General features: G+C 68.8%; 17 protein-coding genes and 1 pseudogene. 9 read left to right on the forward strand and 9 right to left on the reverse strand.

Annotation, left to right across the window (positions count from 1 at the left end):
• The first annotated feature begins 468 nt into the window (after positions 1-468).
• Positions 469-831, forward strand: coding sequence for a hypothetical protein (locus DEJ50_RS00350; protein ID WP_150205383.1), 363 nt, complete (start codon positions 469-471; stop codon positions 829-831).
• Positions 832-1,052: 221 nt separating this feature from the next.
• Here the strand turns inward: DEJ50_RS00350 and DEJ50_RS00355 are convergent, their stop codons facing one another.
• Positions 1,053-1,574, reverse strand: coding sequence for a hypothetical protein (locus DEJ50_RS00355; protein WP_150205385.1), 522 nt, complete (start codon positions 1,572-1,574; stop codon positions 1,053-1,055).
• 377 nt (positions 1,575-1,951) lie between these two features.
• On the opposite strand from DEJ50_RS00355, the gene DEJ50_RS00360 reads away from it, so the two are divergent.
• The 4 genes from DEJ50_RS00360 to DEJ50_RS00375 all read left to right on the forward strand — a co-directional run bounded on the left by DEJ50_RS00360 (position 1,952) and on the right by DEJ50_RS00375 (position 5,104).
• Complete coding sequence (locus tag DEJ50_RS00360) at positions 1,952-2,584, forward strand: hypothetical protein (protein WP_150205387.1); 633 nt, start codon at positions 1,952-1,954, stop codon at positions 2,582-2,584.
• 121 nt (positions 2,585-2,705) lie between these two features.
• Positions 2,706-2,963 carry an antitoxin MazE7 gene (locus tag DEJ50_RS00365; protein ID WP_150205389.1) on the forward strand — a complete coding sequence of 86 codons (258 nt, stop codon included), beginning with the start codon at positions 2,706-2,708 and terminating at the stop codon, positions 2,961-2,963.
• The gene (locus DEJ50_RS00370) at positions 2,964-3,338 is read left to right on the forward strand and encodes a toxin Doc (protein ID WP_150205391.1); all 375 of its coding nucleotides are present in this window, start codon (positions 2,964-2,966) and stop codon (positions 3,336-3,338) included.
• Between the two features lie 323 nt (positions 3,339-3,661).
• Positions 3,662-5,104, forward strand: a complete 1,443-nt coding sequence (locus DEJ50_RS00375) for a hypothetical protein (protein WP_150205393.1) — start codon at positions 3,662-3,664, stop codon at positions 5,102-5,104.
• 263 nt (positions 5,105-5,367) lie between these two features.
• Here DEJ50_RS00375 and DEJ50_RS00380 read toward each other — a convergent pair whose 3' ends face one another.
• Complete coding sequence (locus tag DEJ50_RS00380; RefSeq protein WP_190344178.1) at positions 5,368-6,183, reverse strand: VOC family protein; 816 nt, start codon at positions 6,181-6,183, stop codon at positions 5,368-5,370.
• Positions 6,161-7,507, reverse strand: a complete 1,347-nt coding sequence (locus tag DEJ50_RS00385; RefSeq protein WP_190344180.1) for a CRISPR-associated endonuclease Cas3'' — start codon at positions 7,505-7,507, stop codon at positions 6,161-6,163. The genes DEJ50_RS00380 and DEJ50_RS00385 overlap by 23 nt, the downstream gene beginning before the upstream one ends.
• Positions 7,508-7,868: 361 nt before the next feature.
• Between DEJ50_RS00385 and DEJ50_RS00390 the strand changes: the two genes are divergently transcribed.
• Complete coding sequence (locus tag DEJ50_RS00390; protein WP_150205397.1) at positions 7,869-8,321, forward strand: GNAT family N-acetyltransferase; 453 nt, start codon at positions 7,869-7,871, stop codon at positions 8,319-8,321.
• Between the two features lie 16 nt (positions 8,322-8,337).
• Here DEJ50_RS00390 and DEJ50_RS00395 read toward each other — a convergent pair whose 3' ends face one another.
• The 5 genes from DEJ50_RS00395 to DEJ50_RS00415 form a co-directional block, all read right to left on the reverse strand.
• Positions 8,338-8,817 carry an SRPBCC family protein gene (locus tag DEJ50_RS00395; protein WP_150205399.1) on the reverse strand — a complete coding sequence of 160 codons (480 nt, stop codon included), beginning with the start codon at positions 8,815-8,817 and terminating at the stop codon, positions 8,338-8,340.
• Entirely contained in the window at positions 8,814-9,632 is an 819-nt protein-coding gene (locus DEJ50_RS00400) for an ABC transporter permease (RefSeq protein WP_150205401.1), read from the reverse strand. Before DEJ50_RS00400 ends, DEJ50_RS00395 begins: the two co-directional genes overlap by 4 nt.
• Positions 9,629-10,264 (reverse strand): ABC transporter ATP-binding protein, encoded by a 636-nt coding sequence (locus DEJ50_RS00405; protein ID WP_317852511.1) that lies wholly within the window; start codon positions 10,262-10,264, stop codon positions 9,629-9,631. The genes DEJ50_RS00400 and DEJ50_RS00405 overlap by 4 nt, the downstream gene beginning before the upstream one ends.
• Positions 10,265-10,321: 57 nt before the next feature.
• Entirely contained in the window at positions 10,322-11,434 is a 1,113-nt protein-coding gene (locus tag DEJ50_RS00410) for a polyprenyl synthetase family protein (RefSeq protein ID WP_150205404.1), read from the reverse strand.
• 743 nt (positions 11,435-12,177) lie between these two features.
• Positions 12,178-12,477, reverse strand: a complete 300-nt coding sequence (locus DEJ50_RS00415) for a DUF6342 family protein (RefSeq protein ID WP_150205406.1) — start codon at positions 12,475-12,477, stop codon at positions 12,178-12,180.
• A gap of 371 nt (positions 12,478-12,848) precedes the next feature.
• Here DEJ50_RS00415 and DEJ50_RS34300 point away from each other — a divergent pair.
• The 3 genes and pseudogenes from DEJ50_RS34300 to DEJ50_RS00435 form a co-directional block, all read left to right on the forward strand.
• Positions 12,849-13,191: pseudogene (locus DEJ50_RS34300) on the forward strand (transposase family protein); the annotation flags it as partial.
• 594 nt (positions 13,192-13,785) lie between these two features.
• Positions 13,786-14,121: a hypothetical protein gene (locus DEJ50_RS00430; RefSeq protein WP_150205408.1), complete on the forward strand. Its 336-nt coding sequence runs from the start codon at positions 13,786-13,788 to the stop codon at positions 14,119-14,121.
• Positions 14,118-14,447, forward strand: a complete 330-nt coding sequence (locus tag DEJ50_RS00435; protein WP_150205410.1) for a hypothetical protein — start codon at positions 14,118-14,120, stop codon at positions 14,445-14,447. Before DEJ50_RS00430 ends, DEJ50_RS00435 begins: the two co-directional genes overlap by 4 nt.
• Before the next feature lie 905 nt (positions 14,448-15,352).
• Here DEJ50_RS00435 and DEJ50_RS00450 read toward each other — a convergent pair.
• Complete coding sequence (locus DEJ50_RS00450; RefSeq protein WP_150205412.1) at positions 15,353-16,258, reverse strand: hypothetical protein; 906 nt, start codon at positions 16,256-16,258, stop codon at positions 15,353-15,355.
• Positions 16,259-16,293: the final 35 nt, after the last annotated feature.

A 16,293-nucleotide genomic window follows, 5' to 3' on the forward strand; every position in this document is an offset into this window, starting at 1 on the left:
CCGCGGCGGCGTCGCCACCGTCTCCCGGAGGTCACAGGGCACGGCCGGCGCGGCGGACCGTGGGTTCGGACGTCCGGGGTGCGCTTGGTGGGGCGTGGGGCGTCCGCCATGCCGACGAAGAACCGGAAGAGGGCGGCGCCGTGACACGACGCTGTCCGGCGGGGGTCCGTGGTCGCTCCGACGGCCGCCGCCCTTCGGCTCGGGCAGGTACGTGGAGATCGTGTTGCGGGAGACGCCCGAGGCACTTGGCGATCGAGGTCACCGTGCTCTCCGGGCGGCTGAGCACGATGCCTGTGCCGAAGTGGTGAGCGCCGCGCCGTAAGCATTCCGTCATGGGAGATTGTCTACCGAACCGGAGCCCCCATCGCCGACGATGACGAGGCATTCCCGGTCGAGGTGCCGGGCTCCTGCCGCAGGGGTCGACGGCAACCGAGACCGGCCCCCTGTCACCGTGAAAGGAACCATCACATGAAGCGCAATCGCGCACGGCTGCTGGGGCGATGGGCTGCGGCCGGCGTGTTCAGCGCCGTCCTCGCCGTGGCCGCCTCCACCCCCGCATCGGCCGCCTCGCCCAAGACGACCAGTCGCGCACCCGTCTACAACTCCCCCACCGCTCCGCAAACACTCCAGGGCACCCTCTGGGCCAATGTCTCGGTGACCATGACCTGCTGGAAGGACGGCGCCTGGGCGAACGGCACCAACCGCTGGTTCTTCGTCTACGGGAAGGGGTTCTACGCGTACCCGAGCGACAACCCCACCGTCTTCGGCTACGTCTCGGCAGCCAAGATCGCCAACCAGGTCAAGGTCCCCCACTGCGACGCAAGGCAGTAAGGCAGTATCGGCCCGAGCCTGACCCTGGAGGTGACGCGGGCGCGCGCCGACGCGCCCGCGTCACCGCCCCGGTCCGCCACCCCGGTCCGCCACCCCGGCCCGCCACCCCGGCCCGTCGTCCGCACTGGTGGCGCACCAGAGCTGCCTGCCGTCGGCGGGCTCGGGCGATGATGCCGATCCGAACGGCGAGGAGCGCTTGCTCGCGCTGAAGGGCCGGCGGCTCAGCGTTCCGGTCCGGCCGGCACCGCCCTCTGAGCGGCCGACAGCCGGGACTGGGCGATGTTACGGATGCGGCGGGTGCGGCCACCCTCAGCCAAAACCTCCAGCACGGTCATGGCCGAGGACTTCTCGGCAGTGTGGAGCTGTAGCCAGTTGGAGGCCTCGAGCAGGCTCTCGGCGTCCCACGGCTCGCCCAGGGTCATCACCCGCAGCAAAGTCCATTCGTTGAGGCGTCGTGTGGCGAAGTCGTCCACCACAACGGCGCTGGTCATCTCCAGGTACCAGGAGGGATAGCAGGGATCCGCGAGCAGTTCAGCGGCCCGTCTGTCGAGGTACTCGCAGACGGCACTGTTCGCCATCCCTTTGTCGGGATCGGTCAGTACTCGGGCGACAAGGCCAGCTGCATCCGCCGGTGCCACCTCCTCGAACGCCCTCCGGTAGCGAGCGAACCGCACGTGCTCGTCCGGGTCCCAGTCCAGATCCCAGTCCGAGTGCGAGTCCGCCGACGCCGCGCCGCTCGACATCACCGTCACCCCTCTCAGTTGCTGGATGGAAGCCTGCCACAACCGTGGCACCCCTGATGCCTGTCGCGTTCACCCCTACGCCCGCCGGATCTTCGTCACCGACGCCATCCGCAGCGAGCCGACCGCGCCGATGCGATCGAAGCCCACCGTGCCTTCATCACCCGCCGCCGCACTCTGCGCCCGCCGAGGAGTACCGCACCCTGACGCGGACGCCGATCGTCGAGCCGGGGAGCTCGACGACATCGCGCCGGCCGGGCGTATCCCGGGCCCCACGTGCGAGCAGTACGGGAAGGTGTACGCGCTGCTGCAGCGGGCCCTGGCAGAGTCGAACAAGGACGGCATCGCCACATTCGTGATGCGCGGGCCGCGAGTACCTCGTGGCCCTGAAGGTCGCGGACGACCTGCTGACCCTGCACACCCTGCACTGGGCCGACGAGTTCCGCGACCCCCACCAGGAAGTCCCCGGCGTTCCCGGCGAGGCCGAGCCGACCGCGCCCGAGGGGAAGATGGCTCACCAGCTAGTCGACGCCCTCGCCACTGACCGGGATCCCGAAGCCTTCCACGACACCTTCCAGGAGAAGGCGCGAGCGCTGATCGAGGCCAAGGCCGCAGGGGAGAATGCGGAGAAGGCCGAGCCCGCGGCCTCCCCCACGGGCGTCGTGGACCTGCTGGAGGCCCTACGGGCGAGCGCCGAGCGGGCCCGCAGCCCCAAAGACACCTGGGAGAAGGCCACCACCACGGTCCGGACCGGCCGCGGGAAGAGGGCGGGAGCGACGAAGCGGGCCACGGCCGGCGCCACCGCTGGCCGCCGCCCGCTCGTCCCGCAGTTGAAGACCCGCGTAGGGGTCATCCTCGTGGGCGCGAGGAGCAGCGGCTGCTGGAGAAGCACTGCGTCCGGCTGCCGGGGTCATCCCCGCGGGTGCGGGGAGCAGTCTGTGACCTGGCACTCTAATCGCCGGGTCAGCCACAACCGAGCACTTTCTCGAAATTCGACAAATCGCAACAACTAGGCTTCTGGCGGCGTAGCCCAGAGATGCAAGCACTCCACCAGGCGACTCCCTACGACCCCCCGCTCGGGTACCTGACGACGAAACACTCCCCCGCTGCCCGCCGGATGCGCATACTCGAAGGATGCAGGACACCACCACCCTTGAGGTCGACACCGACGTTCACGAACGTCTCACCGCTCTCGCCGCGGCACGCGGACTCACCCTGCCCGCCTATCTCGCCGAGCTGACCGCCGCACAGGAGAACGAAGCCGGCCTCGCCCGTGCCGCGCGAGCGTTCGACGAGGCCGTCCGGCGCTCTGGGTTCCGAGAAGGGTTCGAGCGCGACTTCGGCCCGGCGTCCGGCCGCGCCGGTTCCGGCTCCGGCTCCCGGGCGGCGTGAGTGGAGCTGCACATCGACCACCGCTGGCTGCTTGAGCGTCAGGAAGCGCTGTTCAAGGACATGGAGGTGGCCGATCACTCGGCGATGGTCGCCGCGGTCGCCCGGCACCGGGTGAACACCCCCAGTCTCGTCGTGGACAACCCCGACGCCTACTGGCGCGCCGCCGCCCTCCTCGACGCACTCGTCCTCCTCCGGCCACTCCCCGAGTACAACGAGTACTTCGCGTACGGAGTGACCGTCGCCTACATCGAGGCCTCCGGCAGAACAGTGGACGCACCGTACGAGCAGTGGCGCGAGCTCATCACCGACATCCGCATGCTCCGCACCACCGTCTTCGACGTGGCCGACCGCCTGCGCTCATGGCAACGGCCGTAGCCGGCCGTACCCCCACTCCCGTACGGAATCACGGGCTGAGACGAGGCAGACGGACGGTACACGTGACGGGGGACCTCCGCCGACGCCCGACCTGAGCCCCGGCAGCGCTGCCGACGAACGACAAGCCGGGCTCCGGCGCGTCCCTGCGGATGCGGGAGGTGCACACACGCAGCGTGCAGCTCCCGGTCCAAAGCAATACGAGCGCGCCGACACCGGCCCGTACGAGACACAGGGCCGGCTCCACTCCATACCGACCAGCCGGAACGACGAGTCATGTGATGAGGCCGCACAGGCGGCCCACCGATACAAATGGAGAACGACCTGTGGGAAAGCGTGAGCGGCGCCGCAAGCGGCAACGGGCCAAGATGCCCTCCCCCTTGGCACCGCAGCCGATCATCCGGGAATTCCCGGAAGGCAATCCCCGCATCCGCATCGTGATCGCGCACGATGCCTCCGAGGACGCCCAGAGACTCAGCATCCTCTACTGGGAGGTCAAGGACGACGGCACCTGGGCCCGGACGGTGAGCAGCATCGGCGCCCAAGGAGACGTGGCTGAGACGGCAACCTCGAACTCGCACGCGCTGCTGCTCAACTCGCACTGCGTGAGCTGCGCGGAGCCAATCCGTGTGGCGAACCGGTCCTGGGCGGTCAAGGTGGCCGGCAGATACCTCGACCGGGAGAACGACAGGTTCCTGTGCCCCGAGTGCAGCGCCGTCCAGCGTGCCGACGACGAAGACCGCAAGCAGCGTGAAGCCGAGAAGAAGCGCGCGGAGAAGGAACGGCAGCGGCGCAAGGCGGAGGAGGACGCAGCCAAGATCGACGCAATGCTCGCCCGGGAGAACGACAAGGAGCTTCCCGAGGAGTACACCGGGTGGATCGCCGAGGACGTCGCCGCGTTCGTCGTGTACGCCGGGATGGTTTCCTACAGCCAGGCCGCCGCCGGAAGGCCCATTCCCGCCCTCGCCGCCGTAGGAGCCGCTGGTTGGACGGGCGACTTCAACCGCGACTACGAAGCGATCTGCCGCCTCTACGCCGAGGGACTCATCGCCCTCCACCCCAACTCCAAGCCCGAGTCCTACGTGGTGAACGAGGACGGCACCACGGCGTTCAAGCCGTCCTACGTCCAGTGGCGACTCGTAGGCGGGGCTGATGCCGAGACCCGCTTGCGCCGCCTCCGCGACGCGCTGACCATCGGCGGCGGCGAGCAGGCCGGCGCCGCCCGGCGGGCGTTCGGCGAGCTGGCCGACAGCATCGAGGTCGCGAACATCGCCGGCTACCTCGACGGCCTGCTCACCAAGAAGTACGACTACCCCGAGGTACAGCCCGCCCGCCGTGAAGACCTCGACGCGGCAATCCGCCTCGGCTTCCGGTCCGGCTACACCGCGGGCCAGATGGTCTGCTTCGCCTGGCGGGCCGCCGACACGGCCGCGGGCTGGAAGGAACGCAACGCCGGTATGGGGGCGCCCGAGGCGTCCTCGGCCTCCGTCACGACGCTGCGGAACAAGATCGTGAGCGCGATCGAGAACAGGCACGCGGTCCCGGAGTACGAACCGCCGCGGTGGCATGTGCAGCCTCTCGGCCTGCCGGCCGCACGCCGGACGGCCGAGTTCATCCGCCGGACCTTCGACAAGGAGGTCATCGCTACCTGCACCGGGTGCGACGACGTCGGCTGGGCCGACACCGAGCGCGGTCTCGTACGCTGCACCCACCCGGCGATCCCGTTGCAGGCAGTCGGCGTCGACGAGTACGAGCCTGCGGAGGATTGACCCACCACGAAGGCCCGCCGACCTGATGACTGACCACTCACCGAGCCTGGAGGGGCCTACATACCGTAGCCGCGCCTGGCTCCGTACCTGAAAACGGATTACGCACTCGTCGACGGTTCAGGGATCCCCGCGCGTGCCGGGAGCAACGAGTAGCCCCGGCCAGCGGGAGAGGTGCCGGCCGGGGCAGGGATGGAGGTCCCCAGCTGCCCCAGGCCGACGCGAGGCGGAATCGGAACCACGCAGCCCTGACGGCCCTGGCCCTCTCAGCTCTCCCGGAAGATCAGAGCCGCTCCGAGGGAGGCTTTTGCTGGAACGAAGAGCTCCCCTCGGGCCGTCTCGCGTACGGGCAGGCCGTTCTCCGCAAGGAGCGCACGTACCCGAGCCATGTCGGGTGCGGCAACTGCGCAGGCAACGAGCGCCGGGAGCGCGGGCGGCTCCTCATCCGGCAGCAGATCCGGGAGGTCTGTCCTGGTCAGGAGGGTGACCGGCCCCTCTGGGGAGATCGGCCGGCCTAGATACCGCTCGTACCGCTCGCTCACCAGGGGGAGTTGTCCGTCAGGCGCGCACAGCACCGCCTCGACGAGGTTCTGGGGCCCGTTGGGATGGTCGAGGTGACGGGTGTGCTGGAACTCCGGGTCCAAGTCGGCAACGACGCCGACCCGGCCTTCCGGCGCACCGTCGATCTCCAGATAGCGGACGGGTTCCGTGCTCATGCCGTCGGGGGTCTCGACCGGCCGGCCAACGGTGTTCACCCCGCCGTGTACGACACCGGCAGCGGCGAGCCGCTTCCCCGCGGCGTCGACATCCGGCGAGGAGAACATCAGGATGTGAAGCCCTTCGAAGCGATCACGCCATCCGCCAAGTTGGGCGCTGGTCTCCTCGATCCGCGACATGACCAGGGGGAGCTTCTCCGGGGGTGCCTGGAGTGGAACGATCCGCGCGTCAGGTGGCAGGCCCGCCATGCTCCCAGGCTTCACCGGGGTCACCAACTCCAAGAAGCTCCGGGAGAAGTCGGCGTGGGTGTTCGCTGCCCCGAACGGCTCCGGCTCGGCTCCCTCACGGGGTGCCAGCGCCGGCACGCTGGACGGCGGAACGTGGCATGCCCTTCTTCCGGCCCCGCAGCCACTGGTGTGCGACCAGCTCGGACGCGGCGGTCCACCGGTCGTTCCGTACGGAGCGGAGGGATTCGGGGGTCCCATCGAGGTCGACGGCTGCGATCGTGCGGGCGCCGGCGCGCATGTCCCGGGCGAAGTCGTCGTTGAGGAAGGCCTTGGAGTGGGCCAGTGAGACGGTGCGGACCTCGTTGCCCGGGAGGTTCGAGAGCCAGTTGCGCAGGCGGCCGTACATCGCGTTGGCCGTTGCCCGGGTCGGCAGCGCAACGAAGCACCCGCCCGCGCGGGTACGGGAGGCGAAGATCTCCGCCACGGCAAGCGCGGCCTCGGCCTTCCCCTCCCCCATCGGCGCCTCAATGATCATCAACCCCGGATCCGGCGTCTCCCGTGCCAGCCGGACCGCTTCCTCCTGCAGGGGGCGGATCTCCGAGATCCCGAACCGGGCTTCGAAGAGCTCTTCGGGGGTCTCCGCCGGGGCCGCCGGGCTCCAGGGCGGCGGCAGTTCGATGCCCCGCCATGCGGCTTCGATCCGTTCGGTCTCGCTGCGCGGCTTGTCCTCGGGGATCAGGAGGAAGAGATCCGGGTTGCTGGCGATCCAGTCTGCGAGGATCACCAGCGCGGAGAGCACCGCTTGGACGGGCTGGGGCAATCTGACCGCCTGCCAATCGGCCAACCGGTCCTCGACACCGTAGGCCGCAGCGCAGGTGTTCAGCAGTTCGGTCTGGACGTCATGCCAGAGTTGTTCGCTGGGGCCGGGGGTGCGGAGCAGTTCGGTGTGCTGATGGAGGTCGTGGAAGTGCTCATGGCCGGGCGGTACGCCGTGGTGTCCGCCGACGGGCACCGCGAAGGCCATCGCGGTGCGCGGGGACCATCCTCGCTGCTCAAGCCACTCCTCCAGGAGTACTTGGCCGGCCAGCCCGTGCGGGGCGCGCTTGCGGGTGTCCCCGTACTGCTTGGCGGTCCGCATCTCCAGACCTGCCGTCCGCATACGCTCCGCGAGCGTATCGACCTGGCAGGCGAAGGCGGGCGTCGCCTTCCCGATGTCGTGGACCGCGGCGAGCCATACGACGAGCCGCCTGCCATCGTCATCCCCGCCCGGGAGGCTGTCTGCGACGAGCTTGCTGACGTTGTGCGGAGTCCATTCGTCCCACAGCCGCGCAGCCATCGCTGCAGAGTCGGCCATGTGCCGCCAGAGCTGGAGCCACTTCTCCTCGCGCCGGTCGTGCTTGGCCCAGACCGTGCGCGCCGCGGGGGTCAGCCCAGTACTCCAGTGCGGTGTGTCGTGCTGCATCGGATCCCCCCGGACCACAGATCTCGCCGCTCAGCCAGCGTTCGCTACCGCTGGGAGAAACGGGCTCCTCCGCCCGAGTGCAGGGAGGGAGCCCGCCCATGATCAGGGCATCAGCCCTGCCTCGAACGTCACTTCGCCAGAATCACCCGTGTGAGTGACGGCCCACCAGGACGACCACCACGACGACGAGGACGGAGATCCGGACCCAGGCATCGAGCACCGCATCGAGCACCATGCCCGCCGATGACCTGGGGAACCGGCGGGCTCCGCAGTAATCGCGCTTGACGTGCCCGAAGTGTGTGAGGTCGGATCTGGTGTCGAGTTGACGACGATAAGCGGCACCAACACACAAGGGATCCACATGTTCATAGCAGAAGAGGGCGTTTTCGATCCTGCCGAGGTGCAGAACCTCTACGACTCGGTCGGCTGGGCGGGCTACACCAGTGACATCGACAAGCTCTGTCGCGGTCTCGTGAACTCGCACCTCGTGATCACAGCACGAGATGGATCGGGAACGCTCCTCGGGCTGGCCCGGACCATCTCCGACGACGAGTTCATCTGCTACGTCCAGGACATCGTGGTGAATCCTGCGAACCACAGGCAGGGGGTTGGCCGGACGCTGGTTGAGCACCTGATGCGGCGGTACTCCCACTGCCGATTCTTCCTCCTGTCCACGGACCACGAGTCGTCACCGGAAGGCAAGCGCAACCACGCGTTCTACCGGAGCCTGGGCTTCCTGTCCTACGAAGAAAAGGAGATGGCAGGCTTCGGACTGCCTTGGAACCGCCCCAACCTGCGCGATGTGACTCCATAAGCATGGCTCGGCCGGCCTATCGCGCCTGGTGCACCTGGTGCACCTGGTGCACCTGAGGCGCCCGTGCCGCCAGACCACGCCGGCCGGACCCCATCGCTGCGGCGTGGTTGAGGTGGAAGAACGGCCGCGCCAGGGGCATCCAGAGCCGCAGCGCTGCCTTCCGTACGGTGACGTGTTCAGCGAAACGGGCCACACAGCCCTCGTGCTCGTCGGGATCGATGGTCCAGCGGACGCTTCCCGCGATGTCGCCGTCCACCGAAGCCTCCAGAACGCGCGCGACCGGATCCTCCACGACCGGTGTGAGCCGGGCCGTCAGCGCGTAGGGCAGCAGGGCCCGGATGACGACCTCGCATTCGCCCTCGCCGGTTTGCCGCACCGAGCGGAAGGCCGACCACCAGGAGGGGTAGGCCCCGACGTCGGCGAGCATCGCGTACACGGCATCCGGCGAGAGCCGTGATCGCCAGGCGCCGGTGAATCGGATGTCGTGGCGGCTCACGCGGTTCTCCCTGTGGGCAGGGTGGGCTGGGCGGGCAGGGTGGCGGCAGGCGCGCGGAGGTGGCTGCGGGTCCGGGCGAAGAACGCGGCCGTGCCCAGCAGCCACATGGCGAGGAACCAGGCGGGGCCGAGCAGCAGATGACCGTACGGTGTGACCGAGGGCGTGAAGCCCGCGGCCACGGCGACCTGGGTGGGGCCGTACCCGGGAAGGAACTGGAGCCCGCCCTTGTCGGCGCCCGTATTGCTCATCGGGTTCTGCAGCATCGTGTCGAGCAGGCTGGCCATGATGATGACGAAGAGGCCGGCCAGTTCATTGCGCAGGAACGCGCCGAGCAGGATGCCGATGCCGCCGTAGCTCAGGGCGGCGGTGAACAGACCGAGCGCGAGGAGGACGGGCCGCACCGGGTCCCAGTACCAGCACACCACGACCGTGGCGTACACCGCGATGAGCGCGGAGGCGACCACCATCGCGATGACCTTGCTCGCCAGGAGACAGCTGCGCGGGTACCCGGCGAGCGCCAGCCTGCGGTCGAAGGCAAGGGCCCTGAAGGTCGGCATGAACATCATGAACCCGACGATGAGCGTCACCGTGTTGACGGCCCCGGAGACCATGGTGAGGTGGTTGCCGTTCACGGTGACGGTCCGCCCGGCCGCGCGCAGCAGGAAGCGCACCGGCGTGGCGGTGACGAACCAGTGTTCCAGCGTCAGCCAGAGGGGGATGTAGACGACGACCAGCACGAGGGCCAGGCGGTTGCGGGCGTGTTCCAGGAGCGCGAACCCGGCACCGGTACGGAACCTCTGCCATGCCCGGCTCACCGCACCGCTCCCTGGACGCCGGCCGGCCGGCCTTCTCCGCTCCATGGCGTCGTCACACCGTCCCGCAACCGGTGGACGACGTCCAGCCGCCCGGTGTCCCAGGCCAGGTGCGATACGACCAGGACACAGCGGCCCCGGTCGCGCAGCCGGGCAGCCACCTCCCAGAAGCGCAGGTACGTCTCCCAGTCGAAGCCCTGGTACGGCTCGTCGAGCAGCAGGACGTACGGATCGTGCATGAGCGCCAAGGTGAGGTTCAGCTTCTGTCGGGCGCCTCCGCTGAGCTGCTCCACCCGCGTGTGCCGGTACTCGGCGAGGTGCAGTTCCTCCAGCAGCTGCTCCGCGCGGCAGGCGCTCCCGTCCAGGCGGTAGGCGGTCCGGAACCACCGCAGGTGCTGGTCGACGGTGAGTACGTCGTTGAGCACTGCCTCCTGCGGGCAGTACCCCAGCGAGCCGCGGAGCTCCACCTCTCCCGCGTCGGCGGCTGTCTGCCCGCACAGAACCCGCAGCAAGGTGCTCTTGCCCGAACCGTTTTCCCCCACGACTCCCGCCAAGGTGCCGGGCTGCAGGGTCAGCGAGACGCCCTTCAGGACGCGGCGCGACCGGTAGGCCTTGTGGACGTCGTGCACGCGCAAGGCGTACGGGGTAACGGGCGGCGGCGGCATGGCGGGTCGTACCTTTCGGGATGACGGTCAGCGCGTGCGGCTGGACAGGTCGTCGATCAGAGAACGCCACTGTTGCCGAGCGGCCTGCGGGAGCGCCGCCCCGTCCAGCGTGGCGACGGCCGACGCCACGTGGCGGGCGGCGGCTTCCTCGGCACGTTCCCGGCTGCCCGTGGCCTCCAGCAGGCGCATGACCTCGCTGACCTGGGCCGGTGCCGGCGGGCCGGAACCGGGCGGCGCAGCGTCGAGCAGGGTCGCGATCCAACGGCCGTCGGCGGTCCCGGACATGGCGGCCAGAACCAGGGGCAGGGTCTTTTTGCCGCGGGCCAGGTCCGCGCCGACGGGTTTCCCGGTGAGCGCGCTGTCGCCCCACAGGCCGAGTACGTCGTCCAGGATCTGGAACGCCACCCCGAGGTCGCAGCCCGCGCTGCGCAGCGCGCGCACCACGGCCGGCGGCGCGTCCGAGAGAACGGCGCCGAGAGCAGCCGCGCAGCCGAAGAGTGCGCCGGTCTTGCCGCGCGCCATGCGCACGTACCGGCTCTCGGACACCTCACGAAGCGACCGGCGCTCCAGGGCGAGGTCCTCCGCCTGCCCCTCCACCATCTGCTCGACGGTGACGAGGAGTTCCTCGGTGGCCGCGTGTGCTCCCGGGACCTGCGCGCGCAGAACCGTGGCAACGGCCTGGACGACGAGCGCGTCACCGGCGAGCACGGCCGAACCGGTACCGAATCGGACCCACGCGGCCGGCCGGCCCCGCCGCTGCATGTCGCCGTCCATGATGTCGTCGTGCAGCAGCGAGAGCTGGTGTACGAGCTCCACCGCGGTACCGGCGACGGCCGCGAACCGCTCCGCAGCGCCCACGGAGCGGACCGAAAGCAGCGCGAGCCCCGCGCGGACCCGCTTGGCCGCCACCTGCCGGACCGCGCCCTGCGAGTCGCCGGAGTCCCAGCCCAGGTGGTACCGGCACACCGTGGCCAGGGAGGGGTGCAGCCGGTCCACGACCTCGCGCAGCAGGGGATCGACGAGCTCCGTCCCCCGCCTCAGAAGCTCCTCGGTGCCCGCCCCGGTTCCGGTTGCGGGCGCGGTTGCGGTGGCGGGCACGGCGCTCAGCAGCCCGGTGCCGTACGGCCGTGTGTGCGTCATCGGTCCTTCGCCCCGTCTCATCGTGGCTCGCGGCTGTCCGGGCCATCCGCTCGCCATACGACGGCGACGGCCAACCGGATTCACTCATTCCAGCCAACGAGCCGACCGACTCAACGCAACGGTCCGGTTCAGTGACCTCAGCCCCGGGCGTGAACGACCGGGGGGCGTTGGTACCAGCCGGCACCGTCCAGGACCTGGTGGAGGATTCCGCCGGCCGCTGCCCTCCGCTGGGGTGCGTACGCGGACACGGTCAGGGCGAGGCCTTGAACGCTACGGGTGAAGGGATCGGCCGGGGCCCAGCCGGTGCCGAAATTCCCTACGCCTCGCGACGAGCTCCGATTTTGCAACCGCCGAATGCTTGGGTCCTTGCATCGTGTACTGCTACGACGACCTCAACAGCCCAAACCGCAGAGCGGAGTACTGGGTCTGGGATGTCTGGCCGCAGGACCGGTTACACAAGCCTGACCTGCGGACATACGACGTCCATGCCGCAGTATGCGAGCTGGAGCGGCTGACTGCGGAAGATCGTCCAGTTCCGCGCGGCGCGCGGTGATCCATTCCAACAGCTCGGCATCCGACGCGCGCAGGATCGTAGAGGCGGGGGCGGTGACAGAGTCTGCCACCGCCCCCATTGGTTCGTCAGCGGGGCTTGAACAGCTGGATGCCATTCAAGTCCCTCTTTGAATCTGGCCCACTCAGATGCTCTGAGGAAGGGTATTGCCCTTCTGGCCTTTCTAGCCCGTCTAGTACGACAGGTCCTTCTGCTCCGTGATCAGGCGGCCGGCGATGTGCAGGTTGCCGTCGGAGTCGAGTACCGCGATGACCTTCTTCGTGGAGCCGTGGTGGGTCGTGAAGTAGATCTTGTCCGCCTCCTGCGAGGTGGAGTGGTTCGTGTTCACCGACAGCTCGATGCTCACCGGCGAGCTGATGAGCACGTCTTTCTTGGGCGAGTTCGGGTAGATCTGGTTCTGCCGCAGCTTGACGCGGCCGTGGGTGTCGCCCTCGTCCCAGTCCGTCGCAGTTCCAAGATCAATATCAGGCATGTGATTTCCCCTCCAGTTCGGGCGGACCGCCACTCCTCTCGCAGGTCTCCAGCGCCACGTTGCTCCACGCCTGAAGCCCGGCAAGGACGCGCCCCGCTCCCCCAGTACAAGAAATTGCCAGTCGGGCACGTCGCAACGTTTCCCGAAACCCGATCGATAACCTACACGGCCCGTTCACCCGATGGGGGCAAACAGCACAGAGGATCAAGAAAGGCGAAAAAAGATGTCTGCAGACGTCTGAATAACTGCGTACCGGGGGAAGCGGGGAAGTGCCCACTCGGCCGCTGCTTGACAGCAAACCAGTCCCTCCGGCCGAGTATGCCTGCGTCTACCGGCTGCCCGTAACGGTGTTCATGGGTGGGACGATCGCCCCGTGGCCGTTGACGCTGTGCTTCGAGGACCGCGTGCTGCTGGTCGTTGCGTACTGGCGGACCAACCTGACGATGCCGCAGCTCGCACTCTTGTTCGACGTTGCGAGTCCACGGTCGACCGCGTTGTCGATGGCCTGGGGCCAGCGTCTGGCATTGATCCAGCGGCAACGCTTCCACAAGGGCACTGTTCTCATCGTGGATGGCACGCTCGCGCCCACTCGCGATCACGCCTTCGCCCACCGGCCTCGTGATCCCTCACCGCCGCAAGCGCGGGCAGGCCGAGCTCACCCCCTGGAAGGAAAAGCGCAACAGATCGCACAAGCAGATCCGAGCCCGCGTCGAAACGCCATGCTGGGCATCGCCCAGCTGCAGAGCCTTGCCCTGACCCAGTGACCGCGAGGGTCAACCCGGCTCAGCCACGTCGGAGCCAGCAGGCTTCGGGGGCGCTGAGCGGCTCCGGACGCCTCCACCGACGCTGCGAACGCAAGGCGGACACCTTCTTGCCTTCGTCGGCATAGCCGCAGCCCGCATCGGCTACCGCCGGACTTACCAAGTGAAACAAGTCCGGGGTGACGGGAACCTGGCCCGCTGCCAATGGCTCTACCAGAGCGAGCAGTGCCTACAGCGCGCACCAAGGAGTGTAACTAATGTCCATCTTGCGTAAGTTACATGCGGCTGCCCTACTCACCACCGCATTGACCGGTGTTTTCCTGTCCACCGCTGGCCCGGCCCACGCCGAGACGGTGTCTGGTGACACAGCCGCAAGTGACCGTCTCGTGGTCGCGTGCCAGTGCGAACGCAGCTGGTGAACCTGGCTGGCCTTCGATCGGCCGGTTCCGGAACTAGTCAGACGTGAAGGGGTCAGGCCGGCCAGCCGGCGCGCCCGAATACGGGCGGCAACTGCCGCCACATGCAGCCCGAGGTAGCGACGAACAAGATGAATCTGACCACCGGCAGTATCTGGCGGCTCCACCACGGCGACCAGGAGATTGCCCGGCTGACGGTGACCGGTGCCGACTGGCCCTGGACTCACGCCGAAGTCGAGACGCTCCCCGGCTATGCAGAGTTCCGTTCCGTCTTCACCGAGCAAGAGCGGGCTGTCGACGAGGAGGACTGGGAGCAGGTCGACGCCTGCTACACCCGGATCCGCAAGGCGCTCACCATGGCGTTCCCCGACGGCAGCCCGGTGGCGGAGTTCATGTTGCACATCCACGACGACGGCACGGCCGGCTGGCGCTGGCATGACGAGCCCTTCGACGCGGTGAACACGTGACGCGCTGGGTTCGCTGTTTCTGGGGCCAGGAAGCCCTCTGGTTCTACTTCGAGCTGGACACCGATGGGTACGTGATCCGGCAGGTCGAGTTGCAGGAGCCCGGAAACAAGGCGTTGGCCGCTGCCTCGCTGGTCGAGTGGCAAGAAGCCGAAAGCAACGGTCGGTTGGCCGAATACGAGAACACCTACGGTCTGACCGCCGAGCCGCCCATCTCTGAGTGGGAAGGGCACGACCCGCAGTCGTTGTCGGCCAACGAGTTCGAAGTCGTTTGGGCGACCGCCCGTCGGCAGCTCCAGGATCGCCAACACCCTCGCCGTGATCCGTGATGATCCATGAGATGCGACAGCGGTACTGCCCGCGGGGCGCGTCGATCCGAGGGCCGGGTGCTTGGGCGGGTGGACGTTTGTCCGCGGACAAACGTCCACCCGCCCAAGACCGCCGCCTCAGCGGCAACATGCGGACTACGCCGTCCTCCGCTGTCGCCGGCTCGCCGTCGGCCTGGAGGCGGCAGCGCAGGAACCAGTTCTTCACATGGTCCGGCGTGGTGCGGGCGATCCGGGTACCGCGGACCCTCTCCTCGGCCGGCTTGCCGGAAGGCTTGCTGCGGGTCGGGTTGACGACCGTACGGAAGCCTACGGACTCCCCCGCCTTGAAGGTGCGGTCCACGGTGATGATGTGCGGCGGGGCGGTGAAGGCGGCACGCCGAGTGCTGCCGCCTCGAGGGCCACCGACCAGGTCGATAAGACGCCCATCGGGGAACGGGCCGCCGGATCGCCGTCCTCGACCCAGCCGCGGAATCCGCTCATCACCGTGCGGTGCATCTCCTGGGCATCGACCAGGGACTTGGCGGTGAGCGGATGGCGGGCGTTCAGCGACAGGACGGAGTGGGTGGCGACGAGCCGGCTGTGGAGGAGGCACGTGTGCTGGTCACGGAATGATGTCCCAATCGGTAGCGGTCGGGGCAATGGTGATGTGCGTACGGGTCTCCCAGCGCGTGGCATGGACCCGGTGCGAGGGAGACCAGCATCTGTTCGCGGACCATTCGCTGCCGTTCTACGACCCGGACGCTGCCGAGCGCCTGACCCAGCGGACGATCGGGTTCCTTGGCTCGCGCCAGGTGGTTGGCGGGGGTCGTACGCATAGCCACTGGTGCAGGGCTGCGACGACCACGGTGCCGTGAAAGACGTACGCCCTCTTGTCGAAACGCTGTCAACTGACACGTGGTGCGCGCTCAGTACGCCCGGGCCTTCGCGATGACTTCGGCGACGGCCGGCTTGTCCAGGTAGCGGCGGACGTCGTGGGCGTTGAGCCTGCCGTTGTTCACCTTGACGTCCGTGACACCCACCGCGAGGTGCGCCAGGCCTCCGCCTTTGTTCACCGGGTCGTGCGGGGCGTACAGGTTCCTCCACTCCACCCCGGCCGGCACCGACAGCGGCGTACCCGGTGTGTGTACGCCCTTTCTGACCGCCAGCCAGCTCAGCGGCGAGCCGCAGGTGATCAGGGCCCGCACTCCGGGCCCGCCGTCCGAGGCGGCCGGGACCTCGCCGCGGCTGAGCATGTCGTAGAACACGACGCTCCCCAGCGAGTGCGCGAGCACCAACCGGGCGCCCGTGGCGGCCAGCGCCGCCTGTACCTCGGCCCGTACGGCCGCCCCAGTCCCCTCGTGCCGCAGATAGCCGTGCGCTTCGCGGACCAGCCACATCAGACGGTCGGTCACTCCCCGGCCGGCCACCCGGTCCACGGCCTCCGCCCGCCGCAGGATCCGGGGCGTGAGACGGTCTCTCCCCAGGGTCCGGCCCGCCAACGGCGAGGGGTCCTCCGCGGCCACGGACTCCGGCGCGTACGCGGCCAGGGCCTGCAGGATGAACTCCTCTTCCTCGGCGTCCTCGACGGGTGCGTCCGCGTCCCGGTCGCAGTCGGGTTCTTCCGGGCCCAGGCGCATGTAGCGGGTGGCCGTCTTCGGGTACACGCTCTGGTACGAGGGGACGGTGATCCGGACCGGGCCGGCCTCCGCAGCCTGGCCGGACGCGGCCAGCGCCTCGTCCACCGGCCCCTGCCAGCTCCGGCTCAGCCCCTCCGTCGTGGCGGACGATCCCTGCCGGATGCCGTGCACACCGACGATCTGCAACGTTCTCACGCTGCCCCCGTTCCCCGTCCGCCCACCTGTTCCTT

It is taken from the genome of Streptomyces venezuelae, assembly GCF_008642295.1.
Taxonomy (GTDB): domain Bacteria; phylum Actinomycetota; class Actinomycetes; order Streptomycetales; family Streptomycetaceae; genus Streptomyces; species Streptomyces venezuelae_C.

Excerpts from the sequence above, each read along its gene's own strand:
- DEJ50_RS00350 (WP_150205383.1), top strand. The coding sequence starts at position 469 with ATGAAGCGCAATCGCGCACGGCTGCTGGGGCGATGGGCTGCGGCCGGC.
- DEJ50_RS00355 (WP_150205385.1), bottom strand. The coding sequence starts at position 1,574 with ATGTCGAGCGGCGCGGCGTCGGCGGACTCGCACTCGGACTGGGATCTG.
- DEJ50_RS00365 (WP_150205389.1), top strand. The coding sequence starts at position 2,706 with ATGCAGGACACCACCACCCTTGAGGTCGACACCGACGTTCACGAACGT.
- DEJ50_RS00385 (WP_190344180.1), bottom strand. The coding sequence starts at position 7,507 with ATGCAGCACGACACACCGCACTGGAGTACTGGGCTGACCCCCGCGGCG.
- DEJ50_RS00390 (WP_150205397.1), top strand. The coding sequence starts at position 7,869 with ATGTTCATAGCAGAAGAGGGCGTTTTCGATCCTGCCGAGGTGCAGAAC.
- DEJ50_RS00410 (WP_150205404.1), bottom strand. The coding sequence starts at position 11,434 with ATGACGCACACACGGCCGTACGGCACCGGGCTGCTGAGCGCCGTGCCC.
- DEJ50_RS00415 (WP_150205406.1), bottom strand. The coding sequence starts at position 12,477 with ATGCCTGATATTGATCTTGGAACTGCGACGGACTGGGACGAGGGCGAC.
- DEJ50_RS00430 (WP_150205408.1), top strand. The coding sequence starts at position 13,786 with ATGAATCTGACCACCGGCAGTATCTGGCGGCTCCACCACGGCGACCAG.